This is a genomic window from Pseudomonas capeferrum, from assembly GCF_000731675.1.
Lineage (GTDB): Bacteria > Pseudomonadota > Gammaproteobacteria > Pseudomonadales > Pseudomonadaceae > Aquipseudomonas > Aquipseudomonas capeferrum.
Genome location: NZ_JMIT01000002.1, coordinates 612775 through 633678, shown reverse-complemented (window position 1 = coordinate 633678; position 20904 = coordinate 612775). Strand labels below are relative to the sequence as shown.

The 20904-nt window shown below is 63.8% G+C and carries 22 protein-coding genes; 17 read left to right on the top strand and 5 right to left on the bottom strand.

Annotation, left to right across the window (positions count from 1 at the left end; all coding sequences use genetic code 11):
- Positions 1–27: 27 nt before the first annotated feature.
- The 8 genes from wspR (at position 28) to PC358_RS15360 (ending at position 7829) form a co-directional block, all read left to right on the top strand.
- Positions 28–1032, top strand: coding sequence for a Wsp signal transduction system regulator diguanylate cyclase WspR (gene wspR, locus PC358_RS15395; protein WP_033700928.1), 1005 nt, complete (start codon positions 28–30; stop codon positions 1030–1032).
- Positions 1033–1202: 170 nt separating this feature from the next.
- A protein-coding gene (prfB, locus tag PC358_RS27780; protein ID WP_143500723.1) for a peptide chain release factor 2 occupies positions 1203–2298 on the top strand; the annotation gives its coding sequence in 2 pieces (ribosomal slippage) (positions 1203–1274 and positions 1276–2298; 1095 coding nt in all).
- 72 nt (positions 2299–2370) lie between these two features.
- Positions 2371–3873 (top strand): lysine--tRNA ligase, encoded by a 1503-nt coding sequence (gene lysS / locus PC358_RS15385; RefSeq protein ID WP_033700926.1) that lies wholly within the window; start codon positions 2371–2373, stop codon positions 3871–3873.
- A gap of 143 nt (positions 3874–4016) precedes the next feature.
- On the top strand, positions 4017–4721 hold the full coding sequence (locus PC358_RS15380; protein ID WP_095064155.1) for a TetR/AcrR family transcriptional regulator: 705 nt from the start codon (positions 4017–4019) through the stop codon (positions 4719–4721).
- A 30-nt stretch (positions 4722–4751) separates the two neighbouring features.
- On the top strand, positions 4752–5300 hold the full coding sequence (locus tag PC358_RS15375) for a lipoprotein (RefSeq protein ID WP_033700924.1): 549 nt from the start codon (positions 4752–4754) through the stop codon (positions 5298–5300).
- 33 nt (positions 5301–5333) lie between these two features.
- Positions 5334–6611 (top strand): flavohemoglobin expression-modulating QEGLA motif protein, encoded by a 1278-nt coding sequence (locus tag PC358_RS15370; protein ID WP_033700922.1) that lies wholly within the window; start codon positions 5334–5336, stop codon positions 6609–6611.
- Positions 6583–7506, top strand: a complete 924-nt coding sequence (locus tag PC358_RS15365; protein WP_033700921.1) for an alpha/beta hydrolase — start codon at positions 6583–6585, stop codon at positions 7504–7506. Before PC358_RS15370 ends, PC358_RS15365 begins: the two co-directional genes overlap by 29 nt.
- Complete coding sequence (locus PC358_RS15360) at positions 7503–7829, top strand: PA3694 family proteiin (RefSeq protein WP_033700920.1); 327 nt, start codon at positions 7503–7505, stop codon at positions 7827–7829. The genes PC358_RS15365 and PC358_RS15360 overlap by 4 nt, the downstream gene beginning before the upstream one ends.
- A 94-nt stretch (positions 7830–7923) precedes the next feature.
- Here the strand turns inward: PC358_RS15360 and lptF are convergent, their stop codons facing one another.
- The 3 genes from lptF to PC358_RS15345 form a co-directional block, all read right to left on the bottom strand.
- The gene (gene lptF, locus PC358_RS15355; protein WP_033700919.1) at positions 7924–8712 is read right to left on the bottom strand and encodes a lipotoxin F family OmpA-related lipoprotein LptF; all 789 of its coding nucleotides are present in this window, start codon (positions 8710–8712) and stop codon (positions 7924–7926) included.
- Positions 8713–8762: 50 nt separating this feature from the next.
- A complete protein-coding gene (locus tag PC358_RS15350; RefSeq protein WP_027595759.1) occupies positions 8763–9176 on the bottom strand; it encodes a DUF4398 domain-containing protein in 414 nt (137 codons plus the stop codon).
- A gap of 275 nt (positions 9177–9451) precedes the next feature.
- The gene (locus PC358_RS15345; RefSeq protein ID WP_033701512.1) at positions 9452–9796 is read right to left on the bottom strand and encodes a pilin assembly protein; all 345 of its coding nucleotides are present in this window, start codon (positions 9794–9796) and stop codon (positions 9452–9454) included.
- 181 nt (positions 9797–9977) lie between these two features.
- On the opposite strand from PC358_RS15345, the gene ppc reads away from it, so the two are divergent.
- The 7 genes from ppc to PC358_RS15310 all read left to right on the top strand — a co-directional run bounded on the left by ppc (position 9978) and on the right by PC358_RS15310 (position 17130).
- Positions 9978–12605 carry a phosphoenolpyruvate carboxylase gene (gene ppc, locus PC358_RS15340; protein WP_033700917.1) on the top strand — a complete coding sequence of 876 codons (2628 nt, stop codon included), beginning with the start codon at positions 9978–9980 and terminating at the stop codon, positions 12603–12605.
- Positions 12606–12862: 257 nt separating this feature from the next.
- Entirely contained in the window at positions 12863–13513 is a 651-nt protein-coding gene (adk, locus tag PC358_RS15335; RefSeq protein ID WP_033700916.1) for an adenylate kinase, read from the top strand.
- A gap of 86 nt (positions 13514–13599) precedes the next feature.
- The gene (tsaB, locus tag PC358_RS15330) at positions 13600–14274 is read left to right on the top strand and encodes a tRNA (adenosine(37)-N6)-threonylcarbamoyltransferase complex dimerization subunit type 1 TsaB (RefSeq protein ID WP_033700915.1); all 675 of its coding nucleotides are present in this window, start codon (positions 13600–13602) and stop codon (positions 14272–14274) included.
- Positions 14275–14405: 131 nt separating this feature from the next.
- The gene (locus PC358_RS15325) at positions 14406–14702 is read left to right on the top strand and encodes a hypothetical protein (RefSeq protein ID WP_033700914.1); all 297 of its coding nucleotides are present in this window, start codon (positions 14406–14408) and stop codon (positions 14700–14702) included.
- Positions 14703–14705: 3 nt separating this feature from the next.
- Complete coding sequence (locus PC358_RS15320) at positions 14706–15575, top strand: DUF72 domain-containing protein (RefSeq protein ID WP_033700913.1); 870 nt, start codon at positions 14706–14708, stop codon at positions 15573–15575.
- A gap of 28 nt (positions 15576–15603) precedes the next feature.
- On the top strand, positions 15604–16434 hold the full coding sequence (locus tag PC358_RS15315; RefSeq protein ID WP_033700911.1) for an isocitrate lyase/PEP mutase family protein: 831 nt from the start codon (positions 15604–15606) through the stop codon (positions 16432–16434).
- Positions 16435–16440: 6 nt separating this feature from the next.
- A complete protein-coding gene (locus tag PC358_RS15310; RefSeq protein WP_033700910.1) occupies positions 16441–17130 on the top strand; it encodes an extensin-like domain-containing protein in 690 nt (229 codons plus the stop codon).
- Between the two features lie 12 nt (positions 17131–17142).
- On the opposite strand, the gene PC358_RS15305 is transcribed toward PC358_RS15310, so the two are convergent.
- Positions 17143–17763, bottom strand: a complete 621-nt coding sequence (locus PC358_RS15305) for a hypothetical protein (RefSeq protein ID WP_033700909.1) — start codon at positions 17761–17763, stop codon at positions 17143–17145.
- A 103-nt stretch (positions 17764–17866) separates the two neighbouring features.
- On the opposite strand from PC358_RS15305, the gene PC358_RS15300 reads away from it, so the two are divergent.
- The gene (locus PC358_RS15300; RefSeq protein WP_033700908.1) at positions 17867–18643 is read left to right on the top strand and encodes a class I SAM-dependent methyltransferase; all 777 of its coding nucleotides are present in this window, start codon (positions 17867–17869) and stop codon (positions 18641–18643) included.
- 35 nt (positions 18644–18678) lie between these two features.
- Here PC358_RS15300 and PC358_RS15295 read toward each other — a convergent pair whose 3' ends face one another.
- Positions 18679–19320 carry a TetR/AcrR family transcriptional regulator gene (locus PC358_RS15295; RefSeq protein ID WP_033700907.1) on the bottom strand — a complete coding sequence of 214 codons (642 nt, stop codon included), beginning with the start codon at positions 19318–19320 and terminating at the stop codon, positions 18679–18681.
- Positions 19321–19803: 483 nt separating this feature from the next.
- Here PC358_RS15295 and PC358_RS15290 point away from each other — a divergent pair, with 483 nt between their 5' ends.
- Complete coding sequence (locus PC358_RS15290) at positions 19804–20904, top strand: efflux RND transporter periplasmic adaptor subunit (RefSeq protein WP_033700906.1); 1101 nt, start codon at positions 19804–19806, stop codon at positions 20902–20904.

The following is a 20904-nucleotide window of genomic DNA, read 5'->3' as shown; positions in this document are numbered from 1 at the left end:
TGGCCGGCAGTGATCAGGTGAATAGGGATGAATGATCTACCGATCGAAGGTTTCGCGACCGCCAACGAAAATTCGGCGATGGTCCTGTTGGTCGACGATCAGGCGATGATCGGCGAAGCGGTGCGTCGTGGCCTGGCCCACGAAGACAACATCGACTTCCACTTCTGCGCCGACCCGCACCAGGCCGTGGCACAGGCCATGCGCATCAAGCCGACGGTCATCCTGCAGGACCTGATCATGCCGGGCCTGGATGGGCTGACCCTGGTGCGCGAGTACCGCAACAACCCGGTTACCCAGGATATCCCGATCATCGTGCTGTCGACCAAGGAAGACCCGCTGGTCAAGAGCGCGGCGTTTGCTGCGGGGGCCAACGACTACCTGGTCAAGTTGCCAGACAACATCGAGCTGGTGGCGCGTATTCGCTACCACTCACGCTCCTACCTGACTTTGCTCCAGCGTGACGAAGCCTACCGCGCCCTGCGTGTGAGCCAGCAACAGTTGCTCGATTCCAACCTGATGCTGCAGCGGCTGATGAATTCCGATGGCCTGACCGGGCTTTCCAACCGGCGCCATTTCGACGAGTACCTGGAGCTGGAATGGCGCCGGGCCATGCGCGAGCAGCAGCAGCTGTCGTTGCTGATGATCGACGTCGACTACTTCAAGGCCTACAACGATAACTTCGGCCACCTGGCCGGTGACGAGGCGTTGCGCCAGGTGGCCGAAGCGATTCGCGGCTCGTGTTCGCGGCCGACCGATCTGCCGGCGCGCTATGGGGGCGAGGAGTTTGCCCTGGTGCTGCCCAATACATCCCCGGGTGGCGCGCGGCTGATTGCCGAGAAATTGCGCCAGACCGTGGTGGGGTTGGGTATTGCCCATACGGCGCCAGCGGCTGATGCGCGGTTGACCGTGAGCATTGGCCTGGCGACGCAGACGCCGGCGGTTGGCGGGCATTGCCGGCAGCTGATTTCGGCGGCGGACAAGGGCTTGTACCAGGCCAAGAACAGCGGGCGTAATCAGGTGGGGATTGCCTGATGGCGAGATCGAGCGCCGCCCGCGCGGCGCTCGATCTCCCAGGCGCCGAAAGCCTATAGCCCAACACATCGTAAATCCCCCAAACCTACCGCCCGGCGGGTCTGCCGCCCCGCGTCTGACTCAGTTATACTCGCAGGCTTTTCACCGAATTCGCACGAGAGCCTCCCCCCATGGAAATCCAACCGATCCTGAACACCATCAAGGACCTCACCGAGCGTTCCCAGTCCATTCGGGGGTATCTTTGACTACGATCACAAGCATGACCGCCTGATCGAAGTCAACCGCGAGCTGGAAGACCCCAGCGTCTGGAACAAGCCCGAGTACGCCCAGGAACTGGGCCGTGAGCTTGCGTCGCTGAAAACCATCGTCGGTACACTGGATGAACTCGCCGGTGGCCTGAGCGATTGCCGCGACCTGCTGGACATGGCCGTCGAAGAGAACGACGAAGGCGCCGTCGACGACGTGGTCGCCGAGCTGCAGCGCCTGGAAGAATCCCTCGCCCAGCTGGAATTCCGCCGCATGTTCAGCGGCGAGATGGACATGAACAACGCTTACCTGGACATCCAGGCCGGTTCCGGCGGCACCGAAGCCCAGGACTGGGCCAACATCCTGCTGCGCATGTACCTGCGCTGGGCGGACAAGCGCGGCTTCGATGCCACCATCATGGAACTGTCCGAAGGTGAAGTCGCCGGCATCAAGGGCGCTACCGTGCACATCAAGGGCGAATACGCCTTCGGCTGGCTGCGTACCGAAATCGGCGTACACCGCCTGGTGCGCAAGAGCCCGTTCGACTCCGGCGCTCGTCGCCACACCTCGTTCTCGGCCGTGTTCGTATCGCCTGAAATCGACGACAAGGTCGAGATCGAGATCAACCCGTCCGACCTGCGCATCGACACCTACCGCTCCTCCGGTGCCGGTGGTCAGCACGTCAACACCACTGACTCGGCGGTGCGTATCACCCACGTGCCGACCAACACCGTGGTCAGCTGCCAGAACGAACGCTCCCAGCACGCCAACAAAGACACCGCCATGAAAATGCTGCGGGCCAAGTTGTACGAGCTGGAAATGCAGAAGCGCAGCGCCGCTTCCCAAGCCCTGGAAGACAGCAAGTCGGACATCGGTTGGGGCCACCAGATCCGCTCGTACGTGCTCGACGCGTCGCGGATCAAGGACCTGCGCACCAACGTTGAGCGCAGCGACTGCAACAAGGTGCTCGACGGCGACATCGACGAATACCTCGAAGCCAGCCTGAAACAGGGCCTGTAAGCTTCACTCCTGCTGAGAAGACCCTCGCCTGCGGGCGAGGGCAATGAATTCCCTGATGGAAGATGTGACCACATGAGCGACCTCAATAGCGCACCGCAAGACCTGCAACAGGAAGAAAACGCCCTGATCGCCCTGCGCAAGGAAAAACTTGCCGCAGAGCGCGCCAAGGGCAATGCCTTCCCCAATGACTTCCGTCGCGACAGCTACTGCAACGACCTGCAGAAGCAGTACGCCGACAAGACCAAGGAAGAACTGGAAGCTGCAGCGATTCCGGTCAAGGTTGCCGGGCGCATCATGCTCAACCGTGGCTCGTTCATGGTCATCCAGGACATGACCGGTCGTATCCAGGTCTACGTCAACCGCAAGACCCTGCCAGAAGAAACCCTGGCCGCCGTCAAGACCTGGGACCTGGGCGACATCATCAGCGCCGAAGGCACCCTGGCCCGTTCCGGCAAGGGCGACCTGTACGTCGAGATGACCAACGTGCGCCTGCTGACCAAGTCGCTGCGTCCGCTGCCCGACAAGCACCACGGCCTGACCGACACCGAACAGCGCTACCGTCAGCGTTACGTCGACCTGATGGTCAACGAAGAAACCCGCCACACCTTCCGCGTTCGCTCGCAGGTGATCTCGCACATTCGCAAGTTCCTGATCGAGCGCGACTTCCTCGAAGTCGAAACGCCGATGCTGCAGACCATCCCCGGCGGCGCCGCGGCCAAGCCGTTCGAAACCCACCACAACGCCCTGGACATGGCCATGTTCCTGCGCATCGCGCCGGAGCTGTACCTCAAGCGCCTGGTGGTCGGTGGTTTCGAGAAAGTCTTCGAGATCAATCGCAACTTCCGTAACGAAGGCGTTTCAACCCGGCATAACCCCGAGTTCACCATGCTCGAGTTCTACCAGGCCTACGCCGACTACAACGACAACATGGACCTCACCGAGGAACTGTTCCGCGAGCTGGCGCAGCTGGTGCTGGGCAGCACCGACGTACCTTACGGCGACAAGGTGTTCCACTTTGGCGAGCCGTTCGTGCGCCTGTCGGTGTTCGACTCGATCCTCAAGTACAACCCCGAGCTGACCGCCGCCGACCTGCAGGACGTCGACAAGGCCCGTGACATCGCCAAGAAAGCCGGTGCCAAGGTGCTCGGCCATGAAGGCCTGGGCAAGTTGCAGGTGATGATTTTCGAAGAGCTGGTCGAGCACAAACTGGAGCAGCCGCACTTCATTACCGAATACCCGTTCGAAGTCTCGCCGCTGGCCCGTCGCAACGACGACAACCCGGCCGTGACCGACCGCTTCGAGCTGTTCATCGGTGGCCGCGAGATCGCCAACGCCTACTCCGAGCTCAACGATGCCGAAGACCAGGCCGAGCGCTTCCTGGCCCAGGTGGCCGAGAAAGATGCCGGTGACGACGAAGCCATGCACTACGATGCCGACTTCGTCCGTGCCCTGGAGTACGGCATGCCGCCGACCGCCGGTGAAGGCATCGGCATCGACCGCCTGGTGATGCTGCTGACCAACTCGCCGTCGATTCGCGATGTGATCCTGTTCCCACATATGCGTCCGCAGGCCTGAGTGATCTGAGAAAGCCGCCTCTAGGGGCGGCTTTTTCGTGCCTGAAGCTTTATGTTGTCAGTGCGCGCTTTTTCGCGGGTAAACCTGCGCAAGGGCCGTCGCAGCCAGCACACCGTCCGTGAGGTAACCCCGTGTCCCCCGTAATCGCCCCGCAAGGCGCCGCCGGCATCGCCACCGCCGTCGCCGAAAGCGTGCAATACCAAGGCCGCAAGACTGCCCGCCAAGGCAGCGAGCAGCGCCGCCAACTGATCCTCGACGCCGCCATGCGCATCGTCGTGCGCGATGGTGTACGTGGTGTGCGCCACCGCGCGGTGGCCGCCGAGGCGGGTGTGCCATTGTCGGCCACCACCTATTACTTCAAGGACATCGAGGACCTGCTCACCGATACCTTCGCCCAGTACGTCGAGCGCAGCGCCGCCTACATGGCCAAGCTCTGGGCCAACACTGAGGTAGTGCTGCGCCAGATGCTGGCCCAGGGTGATGGCAGCCCGCAGGCGAGGGCGCGGCTGGCCGACGAAGTGGCGCGCATGACCGCTGACTATGTGTCCCGCCAGTTGCTCAATCGCCGCGACTTCCTCATGGCCGAGCAGGCATTCCGCCAGGAGGCGCTGCTGTGCCCACGTCTGGCCGAACTGGTGTGCGCCCACGAGCAGATCCTTCTGCACGGTACCCGACAGTTGCTGCAGGTGGTCGGGTCGCGGCAACCGGAACAGGACGCCCAGATGTTGACGGCGATTATCGAGCAGATGGAATATCAGGGCCTGCTCAAGGATGCGAACGCGCAAGCCGATGGGCAGATGCTCGCTATGCTTACCCGTTACCTGCACCTGGTGTTGGCATCGGCCTGAGCACAGACCTGAATTTTCAAGGAGAACCTGATGAAAGCCTGGCGTGTGGTGTTGTTGACTCTGTCATTCCTGCTGCTAGGCGGTTGTCTGGTGACCTTTCACGAGCCGTTGCCGAGCAACCAGGCCGCGCCCAAGGCTCTGCTCGGCAAATGGAGCAGCAAGGACGCCTGGGGCGAGCCGCTGAAACTTGCGATCAGCCGCAGTGGCGGCGATGCCTACAAGGCCGTGGCCACGGCCAAGGGCAAGGCCCCCGAAGCGTATGTGTTCACCGTGTCGCGCCACGGCAATCGCTGGTACCTCTCGGCCGGCGTGCCCAAGCGCCTGGGCGGTAATTTCCTGATTGGCGGTTTCGAAGTCATCGATGGCAAGGAACTGGTGGTGTACAACCTCGATGTCGAGCAGGTGCAGCAGGCTGTCGAGAAGAAAGAACTGACTGGGCGCAGCACCGAGGTGCCGGAAGACAATGGTGAGGGCGTGCTGATCGACAGCCCATCGGCGCGGGTGCTGGCCTATCTGGACGACCCGGCCAACTCCGACCTGTTCGTCGAGGTGGCGCGCTTCCAGCGCAGCGGCAAGTAGTTGCCTGTAGTGCCCTCTAGCAAGGAGTCCTCAGTGGACGAGTACCAACAGACCATCCGTGCACTGTCCGACCGCATCGTCGCGGCGCAGACCCCCATTCGTGTGCTCGATGCAGTGAAGTGGGACGACAACATCCGCCACGGCTTCCTCAAGGCCAAGGGCAAAGAGCCACCTGCCGTAGACCGCGCCTATTACCAGTCGCGCCCGTTGTCGTTCGACTCCAGTGCGGTCAAGGCCGAATTCCAGAGCATCGAGCGCGACATCACCCGCCGGCTGGGCCAGTTCAACCCGGTCGGGCAGATCATGCGGCGCATGTGCAAGGAGTACCGCATGGTGGTGCGCATGCTCGAGGCGCGTGGCACTGAAGACTTCGGGCTGATCTCGCAGGAGCTCTACGGCGCCGCCTCCGACGCCTTCCATGCCGGTGACCCGACCTTGGCCGACCTGGGCCTGATGCTTTCGGACTACCTGAACAACATCGATGGCCGTGGCGACCTCAAGGACGAGCCGAAGAACCTGACCGCCAAGGAGGCCGTGGACATCCTCCAGCGCCGCCTGAACAAGGTGTTCGGCGAGGCCGAAGAAACTATCCGTGTGTTCGAGTCCGACGGCATCGTCGCCGACGCAGCGGCAGGGGCCGACTACATCAAGGTGCGCGCCGACGCCATGTTCAACAGCCGCGACGTGCGTGCGCTGGAGGTGCACGAGGGGCTGGTGCATGTCGGCACCACGCTCAACGGCCTCAACCAGCCGATCTGCACCTTCCTGGCCAAAGGGCCACCCTCGTCGACGGTGACCCAGGAAGGGCTGGCGATTCTCATGGAGGTGATTGCCTTCGCCTCTTACCCCAGCCGCCTGCGCAAGCTCACCAACCGCACGCGCGCCATCCACATGGTCGAGGAAGGCGCCGATTTCCTTCAGGTATTCGAGTTTTTCCGCGCCCAGGGCTTTGAAATGGCGCAGAGCTACAGCAACGCCAGCCGGGTGTTCCGCGGCTCGGTGCCCAATGGGCTGCCATTCACCAAGGACTTGTCCTACCTCAAGGGCTTCATCATGGTTTACAACTACATTCAGTTGGCCGTGAAGAAGGGCAAGCTCGAGCAGATCCCGCTGCTGTTCTGTGGCAAGACCACCCTGGAAGACATGCGCACCCTGCGCCAACTGGTCGAGGAAGGGCTGGTGGAACCGCCCAAGTACTTGCCCGAACAGTTCCGTGACCTCAACGCGCTGTCGGCCTGGATGTGCTTCTCCAACTTCCTCAACCACCTGAGCCTGGATCGCATTGAAGCCGACTACGCGAACATTCTCTGAGCGCTGCCGCCTGCTGGTACTCGGTGTGCTCCTGCTGGGCCTGAGCGGGTGCAGCAGCCTGTTGTTCTACCCCGAGCCGGGCCAACCGTTCACGCCGGAAAGGGCCAAGCTGGAATACCGTGACGTTACTCTGACCACCGCCGACGGTTTGCGCCTGCATGGCTGGTGGCTGCCGGCCAAGGCCGGTGTCGAGGTCAAGGGCACGGTGTTGCACCTGCATGGCAACGGCGGCAACCTGGCCGGCCATCTGGGGGGCAGCTACTGGCTGCCGGAGCAGGGTTACCAGGTACTGATGGTCGACTACCGGGGTTATGGGCTGTCTCAGGGCAAACCGGGTTTGCCGGAGGTCTACCAGGACATTGCGGCGGCCTTGGGCTGGCTGGACCAGGCGCCCGAGGTCAAGGGCAAGCCACTGGTGCTGCTGGGGCAGAGCCTGGGCGGCGCCATGGCCATCCACTACCTGGCGGCCCACCCCGAGCAGCGCCAGCGCTTCAGCGCACTGGTGTTCGATGGCGTGCCGGCCAGCTACCGTGCGGTCGGGCGGTTTGCCCTGAGTACGTCGTGGATGACCTGGCCGTTGCAGGTGCCGCTGTCGTGGCTGGTGCCCGACGGTGACAGTGCGATCCGTTCGGTCGAGCGCCTGGACGGCCCGCCGAAGCTGTTCTTCCACAGTATCGACGACCACCTGGTGCCGATGGACAACGGCATCCGCCTGTACCAGCACGCGCCACCGCCGCGGGTACTGCAACTGATCCGTGGCGGCCATGTGCAGACCTTCGCTGACCCGGTGTGGCGCCAGGTGATGCTGCGCTTTTTGGACGACCCGAGTCATTTCAACGGCCTGCGGCGGCTTGCCGAAGTGCCCAATTACCCTGACGAGAAGAACAAGCAATGAGTGAAGAACGCAACGCCATCCCGCTGATCCTGACCGGCGTCGGCAGCATCATCGTGACGGTGGGGGCCCTCTGGTACTACGGTTACCTGCATTTCGCCAAGCCTGAAGACGCCCTGTTGCTGCAGGATTTCACCATGCTCAAGACCCTGCCAGGCGAGGATTACAAAGTCTCGCTCGACCCGGCCCCACAGGTGGCCCAGTGCGTGGACGGTGTGCTGGTGCTGTTCGATACCCAACAGAAAGGCCTGACCGGCGTGCTGGTCGACGACCGCAAGCGTGCGGTGCGTTGCATGGGCGAGGACACACCGCAGCAGGTGCAGTGAGCTGCAATCTGCGTTGCTGCACCTGACCTTTCGCGGGCAGACCAATGAAAAACCCCGCCATCAAGGCGGGGTTTTTTCATTCAACTAGCCAGCCTTACTGCGCCTGGCTCACCGAGCGCGGTGCCACCGGCTGGTTGTCGTTGGAGATGGTCACCTCTACCCGACGGTTCTGTGCACGGCCCGAGTTGCTGCCGTTGTCAGCCACCGGGTACTCCTTGCCGTAGCCCTGAGCGACGATGCGTGCTGGGTCTACGCCTGCACGTACCAGCGCCATGCGCACGGCAGCGGCGCGGCGCTCGGAGAGGGTCTGGTTGTAGTTGGCCGAACCGACGCTGTCGGTGTAGCCCTCTACGATCACCTTGCGCTCCGGGTTTTCCTGAAGGAACTGGGCCAGTTTGGTCACGTTGGGGTAGGCGTTGCTCTTGAGCACGGCCTTGTTGAAGTCGAACAGCACGTCGCCGAAGGTGACCAGCGTACCGCGGTCGGTCTGCTTGGCATTGAGGCTGTCCTGCAGCTTGGCGATCTGCGCATCGCGGGCATCCAGTTTGGCCTGGGCGCGTTGGGCGGAGGCGTTTTTCAGTTCGCCTTCGGCGGTGCGCAGGGCGATGGTCTGCTTGGCGACCTCGACCCGCTGGTTGGTCAGATAGGCGAGTTGGTCGACCTTTTTCTGGTCCTCGCGATCCATGTAGGCCTTGTCGGCCTTGTTCAGCCAGTCCTGGGCATCCTTGGTTTCCAGCGCCGCGACCTTGCTCGACTGCGGGTCGCTCTGCAGCGCGGAGAAGTTGGTGCGGGCCGATTCAAGGTTGGCGTTCGGGTCGTGCGAGCAGGCAGCAAGACCGACGCTCAGGGCCAGCAGGGCGGGAATCATGACGTGTTTGCGCATAGTGTTCATCCTTTGATCGAGTGCGAAGGCTAAGGGAAGTCGGGCAGGGCTCACTGAGCGCTGCGCAGGCCTTCCTCACGTACGTCCTGAACGCCCTGGCGGGCATCCTGCACGGCCTTCTGGGCCTTGGCCGCCTGAGCCTTGCGTTCGGCGAGGCGGGCGTCCCATTCGGCTTGTTCGGCCAGACGCTTGGCGTCGTCGTACTTCTTGTCATGCATGGCGATTTCAGCCTGCTTGAACTTGTCCTGGGCCGCTTTCATTTCAACGGCAGCGAACTCGGTACCGCCGGCGCTGACGGCAGAGTTCACGGCGGACTGGGTAACGGCATACTGCTCGGTGGGCGGGTTGCCCGCACAACCGGCCAGGACCAGGCTACTGCCCAGGGCCAGCGCGGCCAGCTTGAACCCGCGCACATGAGTGGATGAGGGTTTGAAAGTGCGGGTCTTCATGGTGGTCAGCTCCATTGGATCACTCCTGATAACGACGATGTCCGTAGCAGTCCATCGCTTATTCCCTGACAGTTGCCGTGTACTTCAGCTGAACGGTGCACGAGGGCAGTGTGCAGGGTTTTAGCGTGATGGCTATTTGCTCGGACTCGGGCGTTTTTCGAATAGTTCAGAAAAAAGTGCCGTTGACGGATAACTTTTTCTGACTGATTGGTCAGTGAGGTTTGCCCGGAACTTTCAGCGCCATGGGCGGTATTCCGGGCCTTGCAGGCCCGGAACAGGGGGTGGGGTGGTTATGTTTCGCTGTCGTCAGCAGTGCTGCTGAGTTCATGCAGGTGACGGCGAGACAACGACAGAAAACGCGGGGTAGGGCCGATGTCTTCGAACAGTGGGTCACCTTCTTCATCGGTGGCGATAACCTGGCGCCCCTGTACATAAGGGAAGCTGGCTTCCAGTTCCTCAAGGGCTGCCGCCACCAGTTCGCCGAGCAGTTCTTCGGCGGTACGTTTGGGGTACATGTCGATCAGCGCGGCCAGGCGCGCCTCCGACTCCAGGTCCAGATGCAGTACATGGCCGGTACGGCTCAGGGTACCTGCGGCATTCTGTTCCCAGTGCTGGGCGAGTTCACGGATTTTCATGATGACCTCTGTCAACGCCTCGAAAGGCTGCATTGCATCGGAGTGCTCTGCTTGCACTTTAGTTTGCTTTGCCGATCGCGGCTTGGCTGGGGCGCTTGCCATCGACGCTTGGCTGTGGGCACTCTTGGCCCAGTGCTGTTTCCTGAACGAGTGCGCCAAGGCTGCGCCACAGAGAGGGCCAATGACCGATATCGATGTGCGTTTGCGTGAAGATGTCCATGTGTTGGGGGAGTTGCTCGGCGAAACCATTCGTCAGCAGCACGGGGATGCGTTTTTGCAGAAGATCGAAGCCATTCGTCACAGCGCCAAGGCCGACCGCCGGGTGGCTGGCGAGCAATTGAGCTCGACCCTGGCGGACCTGGCCGATGAAGACTTGCTGCCAGTGGCCCGGGCGTTCAACCAGTTTCTCAACCTGGCCAACATGGCCGAGCAGTACCAGTTGATCCGCCGTCGCGATGCCGACCAGTCAGAGCCGTTCGAAGCACGGGTGCTGCCCGAGCTGCTGGCACGCCTGAAGCAGGCCGGGCATGGCAACGACGCCTTGGCCCGGCAGTTGGCCAAGCTGGATATCCAGCTGGTGCTGACGGCCCACCCCACCGAGGTCGCGCGGCGCACCTTGATCCAGAAGTACGATGCCATCGCCGCTCAGTTGGCAGCCCAGGACCATCGCGACCTGACCCCTGGTGAGCGCCAGCAGGTGCGCGAGCGCCTGCGCCGGCTGATCGCCGAAGCCTGGCACACCGAAGAGATCCGCCGTACCCGGCCCACCCCGGTGGACGAGGCCAAGTGGGGCTTCGCGGTGATCGAGCATTCCTTGTGGCAGGCCATCCCCAACCACCTGCGCAAGGTCGACAAGGCGCTGCACGATGCCACCGGCCTGCGCCTGCCGCTGGAGGCCGCACCGATCCGCTTCGCCTCCTGGATGGGCGGCGACCGCGACGGCAACCCCAATGTCACGGCCGCAGTCACCCGCGAAGTGCTGTTGCTGGCGCGCTGGATGGCGGCCGACCTGTTCCTGCGCGATATCGACGCCTTGGCTGCAGAATTGTCCATGCAACACGCCAGCAGCGCGCTGCGTGAGCGGGTCGGCGACAGCGCCGAACCTTACCGCGCCGTGCTCAAACAATTGCGTGAGCGCCTGCGGGCGACCCGCGCCTGGGCGCATGCCGCCTTGACCAGCAGCCAGCCCGCCGGTGCCGAAGTGCTGGTGGACAACCGCGACCTGATCGCGCCGCTGGAGCTGTGCTATCAATCGCTGCATGAATGCGGCATGGGCGTGATCGCCGAAGGGCCGCTGCTCGACTGCCTGCGCCGTGCCGTGACCTTTGGCCTGTACCTGGGTCGCCTGGACGTGCGCCAGGACGCTGCCCGGCACCGCGATGCCCTGACCGAGATCACCGATTACCTGGGTTTGGGGCGCTACGCCGACTGGGATGAAGAGCAACGTATCGCGTTCCTCCTGGCCGAACTGAAAAACCGCCGGCCGCTGCTGCCGGCGCACTTCCAGCCCCAGGCGGAAACCGCCGAGGTGCTGGCCACCTGCCGGGAAATTGCGGCGGCGCCGGCCGCTTCGTTGGGCTCCTATGTCATCTCCATGGCCGGTGCCGCGTCGGATGTGCTGGCGGTGCAACTGCTGCTCAAGGAAGCCGGGCTGACCCGCCCGATGCGCGTGGTACCGCTGTTCGAGACCTTGGCCGACTTGGACAACGCCGGCCCGGTGATGCAGCGCCTGCTCGGCCTGCCGGGCTATCGCGCCGGCCTGCGCGGCCCGCAGGAAGTGATGATCGGCTATTCCGACTCCGCCAAGGACGCCGGCACCACGGCAGCCGCCTGGGCACAGTACCGGGCCCAGGAAAACCTGGTGCGCATCTGCCGCGAGCATCAAGTCGAGTTGTTGTTGTTCCACGGCCGTGGCGGCACCGTTGGCCGTGGCGGCGGCCCGGCGCACGCGGCGATCCTGTCGCAGCCACCGGGCTCGGTGGCTGGGCGGTTCCGCACCACCGAGCAGGGCGAGATGATCCGCTTCAAGTTCGGTTTGCCCGGCATCGCCGAACAAAACCTCAACCTGTACCTGGCGGCCGTGCTGGAAGCCACCTTGTTACCGCCACCCCCGCCGCAGCCTGCCTGGCGTGAGGTGATGGACCAACTGGCTGCTGACGGGGTGCAGGCGTATCGCAGCGTGGTGCGCGACAACCCCGATTTTGTCGAGTATTTCCGCCAGTCGACGCCGGAGCAGGAGTTGGGGCGCCTGCCTTTGGGCAGCCGCCCGGCCAAGCGCCGCGCCGGCGGCATCGAGAGCCTGCGAGCCATCCCGTGGATCTTCGGCTGGACCCAGACGCGCCTGATGCTGCCAGCCTGGCTGGGCTGGGAAACCGCTTTGAACAATGCCTTGCAACGCGGCCAGGGCGAACTGTTGGCGCAGATGCGCGAACAATGGCCGTTCTTCCGCACCCGGATCGACATGCTGGAGATGGTGCTGGCCAAGGCCGATGCACAAATCGCAGAGGCCTACGACGAACGTCTGGTGCAACCGGAGTTGCTTCCTTTAGGTGTGCGCCTGCGCGACCTATTGTCGCAGTCCTGCCAGGTGGTACTGGGCTTGACCGGGCAGCCGGTGCTACTGGCGCACAGCCCCGAGACCCTGGAATTCATCAGCCTGCGCAACACTTACCTGGACCCGCTGCACCGTCTTCAGGCCGAGCTGCTGGCGCGCTCGCGCAGGCGCGAAGCCGCTCTGGACAGCCCGCTGGAGCAGGCCTTGCTGGTCACCGTGGCGGGCATTGCCGCGGGCCTGCGCAATACCGGCTGAGGCCGCCTCTGGTTTGCCAGGCGCAGGTGTAAGGAGGGAGGCCATCAGGAATGGGGAGGGCGGTTGCGCTGAGCGCAACCGCTTGCCGGGCAGGTCGCAAGTGGCGCATTCCTGCAACTTTGGGACGCTTGTCTGGCTGCCGGGCGCTGTGTATCTTGAGCAGCCTTCTGACCGATTTATGGTCATACCCGATTTTCCGGACTTGGCCCTGGTTGCCGAATCCATTGAATTTCATAAAAAAATTTGAGGAGCACGAGATGCGCGTAATTCTGCTGGGAGCTCCCGGGGCCGGTAAAGGTACTCAGGCAAAGTTCATCACCGAAAAGTTCGGTATTCCACAGATCTCCACCGGTGACATGCTGCGTGCCGCCGTCAAGGCCGGTACCCCGCTGGGCCTGGAACTGAAGAAAGTCATGGATGCCGGCCAACTGGTCTCCGACGATCTGATCATCAGCCTGGTAAAGGAGCGCATCGCCCAGCCGGATTGCGCCAACGGCTGCCTGTTCGACGGCTTCCCACGGACCATTCCGCAGGCTGAAGCCATGGTCGCCGCCGGTGTCGACATCGACGCCGTGGTCGAAATCGCCGTTGACGATGAAGAAATCGTTGGCCGTATGGCCGGTCGCCGTGTGCACCTGGCCTCGGGCCGCACCTACCACATTCAGTACAACCCGCCGAAAGTGGCAGGCAAGGACGACGTGACCGGCGAAGACCTGATCCAGCGCGACGACGACAAGGAAGAAACCGTGCGTCATCGCCTGTCGGTCTACCACACCCAGACCAAGCCGCTGGTCGAGTTCTACCAGAAGCTGTCGGCTGCAAATGCTGGCAAGCCGAAGTACAGCCACATCGAAGGTGTCGGTTCGGTCGACGCCATCACCGCCAAGGTACTGGCAGCCCTGAGCTGATCCATCGCCTTGCATCACAACGGCCCGCTTGCGGGCCGTTGTCGTTTATACTGGCGCTCTTTTCCCTGCACCTGGAAACCCGTTCGATGACCACCCTGCTGGCCCTGGATACCGCCACCGAAGCCTGTTCCGTCGCCTTGTTGCATGACGGCAAGGTAACCAGCCATTACGAGGTGATCCCACGTCAGCACGCGCAGAAGTTGCTGCCGATGATCAAACAGCTGCTGGCTGACTCGGGGGTGGCCTTGAATGCGCTGGATGCCATCGCGTTCGGCCGTGGCCCGGGGGCCTTCACCGGCGTGCGGATCGCCATCGGTGTGGTCCAGGGCCTGGCGTTCGCCCTCGAGCGCCCGGTACTGCCGGTGTCCAACCTGGCCGCGCTGGCGCAAGGTGCGTTGCGCGAGCAGGGTGCGCAGCACGTGGCGGCCGCCATCGATGCGCGCATGGACGAGGTGTACTGGGGCTGCTACCAGGCCAGCGCCGGCGAAATGCGCCTGGTCGGCCAGGAAGCGGTACTGCCGCCCGAGCGCGTGGCGCTGCCCGACGCCAGCACCGCCGAGTGGTTCGGTGCCGGTACCGGTTGGGGCTATGCCGAGCGCCTGGCTGTGCACGTCGCCGCCAGCAATGCGGCGGCGTTGCCCAATGCCCTGGATATCCTCAGCCTGGCCAGCTTTGCCTGGGCGCGCGGCGAGGCGATCGGCGCCGAGCAGGCGCAACCTGTGTACTTGCGCGATAATGTAGCGACACCCAAGAAGCGCTGAGTGTTGTTCGTCGGTTATCGCCGATGACGCTAAAACCTTTCTCGCGAACTGTGGTCCAGTTATCACTCAAGCATTAGCGACGTAACTCTGATGCTGCTAAATTGCCATCATCGGTTCTGAGTGTTCACGCCATGCGTATCGACGGTTTCTCATCGCAGTCCTACCCGATCAAGCGCACACCGCGCAAAGCGTCGGTGCGCGATGAGGCCATCGAAGATGCCGACGTCATCGACAGCGGCGAGCAGGGTGAGCTGGCCCAGGAGGCGGCCATTCGCCGTCGCAGCGGTGGCCTGCCAGCCCGTCAGCAAGACATGATCTTCCCTCGCGCCCGTGACCGGCGTACCGCCACTGCGTTGGCGAGCTACCTGAGCACGGCCGGTTTTACCGATTGGGACATGGAAGTACTGGGGCTCGACCTGTACATTTGAGGGATGATTCCTTCTCTTCTGCCTTATTTTCTGGGTTGTCCGTCATGGAGCGAAAACGCCTGGCGCGACTACCTGTACCCCGCCGATGCCCGAGCCGCTGAGTACCTTGGCCTGTACAGCCAGGTGTTCAACGCTGTCGAAGGCAATACCACCTTCTACGCCAGCCCCGCACCCGCCACCGTGGCACGCTGGGCGCAGACGATGCCGGCGCACTTTCGTTTCACCGCCAAATTCCCTCGCGAGGTCAGCCATGGGGGAGACCTGCGCGATCAGCTGGACGCGGCCGCTGCCTTCACCCGTTTGATGGCACCGCTGGGTGAACGGGTATCGCCTTACTGGCTGCAGTTGCCTGCGTTATTCGGGCCTTCGCGCCTGGCAGAGTTGAGCCATTTTCTGGATCAAGTGGGTGTACCGTTGGCCGTCGAAGTGCGCAACGAGGCTTTTTTTGCGCGCGGTGAAGAGGAGCGGCAGCTCAACCGGCTGTTGCTCGAGCGTGGTGTCGAGCGCATCTGCCTCGACCCGCGGGCGTTGTTCAGTTGCACCTCGCGCGAGCCCGCCGTGCTGCATGCCCAGGCCAAGAAACCCAAGGTGCCGCCACGCCCGGCCGCCTTCAGCCAGCATCCGCAGGTACGTTTCATTGGCCATCCGCAGCTTGAAGCCAACGAAGCCTTCCTGACGCCCTGGGTGGCCAAGGTGGCCAGTTGGGTCGAGGAAGGTCGTAGCCCCTACATCTTCCTGCACACCTCGGATAACCGCCTGGCTGCGGCGTTGGCCCAGCGTTTTCATCAACGTCTGATGCAGCGCCTGCCTGGCCTTGCACCTTTGCCGGAATTGCCACGCGCCCCTGAGGTCGAACAACTGGGACTACTCTGACCACTCCTGACTGCCTGAGGTTGAGACCATGGATGTGCAAACCCTGCGAGCCGAAGCCTTCAAGGCACTGCACGAACGCGACAGTGCCTTCGTCATCCCCAACCCGTGGGATGCCGGCTCCGCCAAGCTGCTCGCCAGCCTGGGCTTCGAGGCGCTGGCCACGACCAGCGCGGGCCTGGCGTTCAGCCTGGGCCGACCGGATGCCGAAGGTGCCTTGAGCCTGGACGAAACCCTGGATAACGCCGGGTCCATTGTCGATGCCACGGCCTTGCCGGTAGCCGCCGACCTGGAGAACGGCTTCGGCGACCTGCCCGAAGACTGCGCACAGACCATCCTGCGGGCCGCCGAGGCGGGTCTTGTAGGGGGTTCCATCGAAGACGCCAGCGGGCGCAGTGAAGCCCCTATCTATGACCATGGCCTGGCTGTGGAACGCGTCCGCGCGGCGGTTCAGGCAGCGCGTAGCCTGCCGTTTCCGTTCACCCTGTGCGCCCGGGCAGAAAACCTGCTGCATGGGCGCCTGGACCTGGATGACACCATCCTGCGCCTGCAAGCATATGCCGAGGCCGGGGCCGATGTGCTCTACGCGCCAGGGCTGCGCACCGTCGAAGAAATTCGCGCGGTGGTGCAGGCGGTGGCGCCCAAGCCGGTCAATGTGCTGATGGGGCTGGCGGGCGTGACCCTGAGCGTCAACCAGTTGCAAGACCTTGGGGTGCGCCGCATCAGTGTCGGCTCGTCGCTGGCCCGTGCGGCGCTGGGGGCTTTCCACCGGGCCGCGTTGGAGATTCGTGACGAGGGCACGTTCGGCTACGGTGAACAGGCGCTGCCCTTTGCCCAGCTCAACGACCTGTTCCGCCGCTGAATCGCCATGCGTGCCTTGCTGGCACTGTTGCTGGGCCTGTCACTGCTGGCAGGCTTGGCCTGGCATTTTGGCTGGCGCCTGCCGGCTGCCTGGAACCCCTGGGCGCCGCTGGACGTGCGCCAGCCGCCGAACCTGCTCACCACCTTCAAGCTGTCGCGCCTGCGCGATGACCCCGCGCTATGCCGTCAGGCACTGGAAACCAGCGATCTGCGGTACCGGGCGCAAGCCGACAGCCCGGCCTCGGCCAATTGCCCGCTGCGCAACGTATGGCGCATCGAGGGCGGTCAGGCGCGGCTCAGCAGCAGCTTCCTGGCCAGTTGCCCGTTGGCGGTGGCTTACGCGCTGTTCGAGCAGCATGGGCTGCAACCGGTGGCGCAGCGGGTATTGGGGCAGCGGGTGACGCAGGTCGACCACCTGGGCAGTTTTGCCTGCCGCAATGTCTATCACCGCAAACAAGGCCGGCTCAGTCAGCACGCCACCGCCAATGCCCTGGACATCAGTGGTTTTCGCTTGCAGGACGGGCAGCGCATCGTACTGGCTCGGGACTGGCAAGCGGGGGGGCAGAAAGCTGATTTCCTACGTCAGGTGCAGCAGGTGGCCTGTGAACGCTTCAGTACCGTGCTGGGGCCAGACTACAACGCCGCGCACCACAATCACTTCCACCTCGATATGGGCCGCTGGCAGATCTGCCGCTGAGCTTGCGCAACCTCAGGCGTGAACGCGAACGTTGTTCAGCACCACCGGGCGCGCCCAGTGGATGTCGAACGCCAGGTCATTCTGCTGCTTGGCCAGCGTGGTTTCGTCGAAGGGTTCGGGGGCCGGGTCCAGCAGGTTCGTCTCGAACTCGGCGATAGGCAGGAACAGCGGGCGCGGGGAGGGGCCTGGGCCGGGCTCGGCAAGCGGGTGACCCTGGCTCATGACCACCGGGCGCAACCAGCTGTTGCTCAGGTCGAGTTCACGCTGCTGTTCGATCAGCTCGATGGCGCTGAACGGCTCGGCGGCGGGCTCCAGCAGGTTGGCTTCCAGTTCGGCCTTGGGCAGGAACAGTGGCTCGGGCGGTGCGATTTCGGTGTCGTGCACCGGCAGCGCACGCTGGGCATCGATCAGCGCCAGCGCCCTGGCACCGCCGACCGGCTCGCCGCTGTGCTGATCGTACTGGACGAACGACTGGCTGACGCTGTCCGCTTCCTCTGCCTGTTGCTCGGCCATGGCGCGGGCAAAGAAATCCTGCCACAGGTGGCTGACGCCCCCGAGTGTCTGGGTATTCTGTTGACCGTAGTGGCCGACAGGCGACAGGTAGGTCAAACCGATGGGAAGAGTATCTGTCATGGCAGTCGCGCGCGTTGTGCTCTGGCAGAATAGCGGGATATTGCCTGTATCGGCCGTGGTTGCCGATTCATAAGGGCGTGGTTTGATTTTTTAGGTGTGGACGATGGAAGAGCAAGGCACGGGTATCAGGGTCGAAGCGATGTCGGCAGAGTATGCGCAACAGGCTACGGCGTGGGCCGAGCGCCTGGGCCTGCCGCTGCAGGACGATGCCGCGGGTTTCGCCGTGCAGGTGGGCGCTGAAGGCTTGCAGATCCAGCAACTGGGCCCGCAGGCGCCTGGGCCGGTGCGGGTGGACTTCGTCGAAGGCCAGGCCGCGCATCGGCGCCAGTTTGGCGGTGGCAACGGCCAAATGATCGCCAAGGCAGTGGGCATCGCCCAGGGTGTACGACCGCAGGTGCTCGATGCCACGGCAGGGCTGGGCAAGGATGCATTTGTGCTGGCCAGCCTGGGGTGCCAGATGACCCTGATCGAACGCCAGCCGCTGATTGCCGCATTGTTGGAAGATGGCCTGGCGCGGGCGCGGGCGGATGACGAGGTGGGCCCGATCGTTGGGCGCATGTGCCTGCTGACCGGCAACGCCATCGAGCGCATGCGTGCCTGGGAAGGGGAGCCGCCGCAGGTGATCTACCTCGACCCGATGTTCCCGCACCGGGACAAAAGCGCGCTGGTGAAGAAGGAGATGCGCGTATTCCGGCCACTGGTCGGTGATGACCTGGATGCCCCGGCCTTGCTAGAAGCCGCTTTGGCGCTTGCCAGCCACCGGGTGGTGGTGAAACGGCCACGCAAGGCGCCTATCATCGACGGGCCGAAGCCAAGCCACAGCCTGGAGGGCAAGTCGAGCCGGTATGACATTTACCCGAAGAAGGCCCTGAAGGCCTGACCGGAATGCATGCCGATTCGTGTGTTGTCGGCCAATCAGCGGTGGAAGGCGCGTATGAACACCCCCACCACCTCCCGCACATGCGCCTCGGCTTCATCCCCTTCCAGCGGCCCGGCGCAGCCGAGCAGCAACCGATAATCCGGTGCGCCCTTGACCAGGCAGAAGAAGTGCTCCGCCGCGCGCAACGGGTTGTCGATGCGCAGTAACCCGCGCTCATTCGCCCCGCGCAGCAGCGCTTCCATTCCCGCCAGCACGCGCTTGGGCCCAGCTTCGTAGAAGTACTCGCCAAAGCTTGGGTCCAGGCTGCCTTGGGCCATGATCAGGCGGCTGAGCTTAACTGCTTCGTCACTGCTGATCAGCGCCTGGAAGTTACGGGCAATGGTCAGCAGCACCTCGTCCACCGGTGCCCCCTCGGGGTACTCGAACAGCAGGTCCGGTAGCTGGATCTGGCAGGTGGCCATGACCGCCGAGCAGAACAGCGTCTGCTTGTCGGTGAAGTGGCTGTACACCGTGAGTTTTGAAACACCTGCCGCCGCAGCGACCGCATCCATGCTGGTGTTGGCATAGCCAAGGCTGAGGAACAATGTCTTGGCCGCTTCGAGGATCGCCTCGCGTTTGGCCAGGTCCTTGGGCCGGCCTGGTCCGATGGGTGCGTCGTTGGGCATTGGAGTCTGCATCTTGTTGAAGAGTCGCCCATCTTAGCGGGTCGGACGCCTTTCGGTGAAAGTGTCCGTGCAATACGTGCTGTCTGTCACTGGACAGTTGTGTTGGGGCGGGAGGTGTTTGGCGGGGGATTTATAGCGCTTTTGAGATCGAGCGCCGCCCGCGCGGCGCTTCGCGGGGCAAGCCCGCTCCCACATCTGTTTTCGGGCCAGTCATACCTGTGACATAGGCGCGCGGCCCTTGGCGGTCGCCTCAATATCGCGTCGTACAAACAAGGGGTCGCGCCAATGCCACAGGCCTCACTGGCCCGAAAACAGATGTGGGAGCGGGCTTGCCCCGCGAAGCGCCGCGCGGGCGGCGCTCGATCTCACAGGCGCCAGAGGCCTCAAGCCCCACCCTGCAAAAACCACCACAGACACCCTTCCCGGCGCCGATTCCCTGATTTAATATACCCGCCAGTATAAATATTCGATGTGCTCTTCGCGAAAGGATTCATCATGTTGCGCCATGCCTTGTCCATCGCTCTGCCCACTGCCGTCGCCCTGCTCCTTGCGGCGTGCGGCCAGGAAGCCGCGCCACCTGCCGCGCCGCGCCCGGCACTGGTGATTCAGCCACAGCCGGCCGAAGCGGCTGCCGACAGCTACCCCGGCGAAGTGCGCGCGCGCTTCGAACCGGAGCTGGCCTTCCGCATTGCCGGCAAAGTCAGCAAACGCCTGGTCGAAGAGGGCCAGCGGGTCAAGGCCGAGCAGCCGCTGGCCGAGCTGGACCCACAGGATGTGCGCCTGCAACTGGAAGCCAATCGTGCCCAGATGGCCGCCGCCGAAGCCAACCTGTCGCTGGTGCGCGCCGAGCGTGATCGCTACCAGAAGCTGCTGGACCGGCAAATGGTCAGCCACTCGCAATACGACAATGCCGAAAACCTGTACCGCGCCGGCATGGCCCGCCTGAAACAAGCCAAGGCCGAGTTCGATGTGGCCGGCAACCAGGCCGAGTACGCAGTGCTGCGTGCGCCGCAGGCCGGTGTCATCGCCAAGCGCCAGGTCGAAGTCGGCCAGGTGGTCGCGGCCGGGCAGACCGTGTTCACCTTGGCCGCAGACGGCGAGCGTGAGGTGGTCATCGGCCTGCCGGAGCAGCAATTTTCCCGTTTTGCCGTGGGCCAAGGCGTCAGCGTGGAGCTGTGGTCGCACCCAGGCGAACGCTTCGACGGGCGTATCCGTGAACTCTCGCCGGCAGCCGACCCACGTTCGCGAACCTTCGCCGCACGCATCGCCTTCACCTCGGCCAAGGCGCCCGCCGAGCTGGGCCAGAGCGCACGTGTTTTCATCGCCCATGAAGGGCTGATCCCACTGTCAGTGCCGTTGTCGGCGGTCACTGCAGAAAACGGCCAGGCCTATGTCTGGCGGGTCGGCCAGGACCGCCGCCTGGAACGCACGGTAGTGCGCCTGGGGCCGTATGGCTCTGACAGTGTACCGGTGCTCGAAGGCGTGAAACCGGGCGACTGGGTGGTCGCCGCCGGGGGCCATGTGTTGCGCGAGGGGCAGGAGGTGCGCCCCGTGGATCGTACCAACCGTGTAGTGAACCTGACGGCCAAGGAGTAA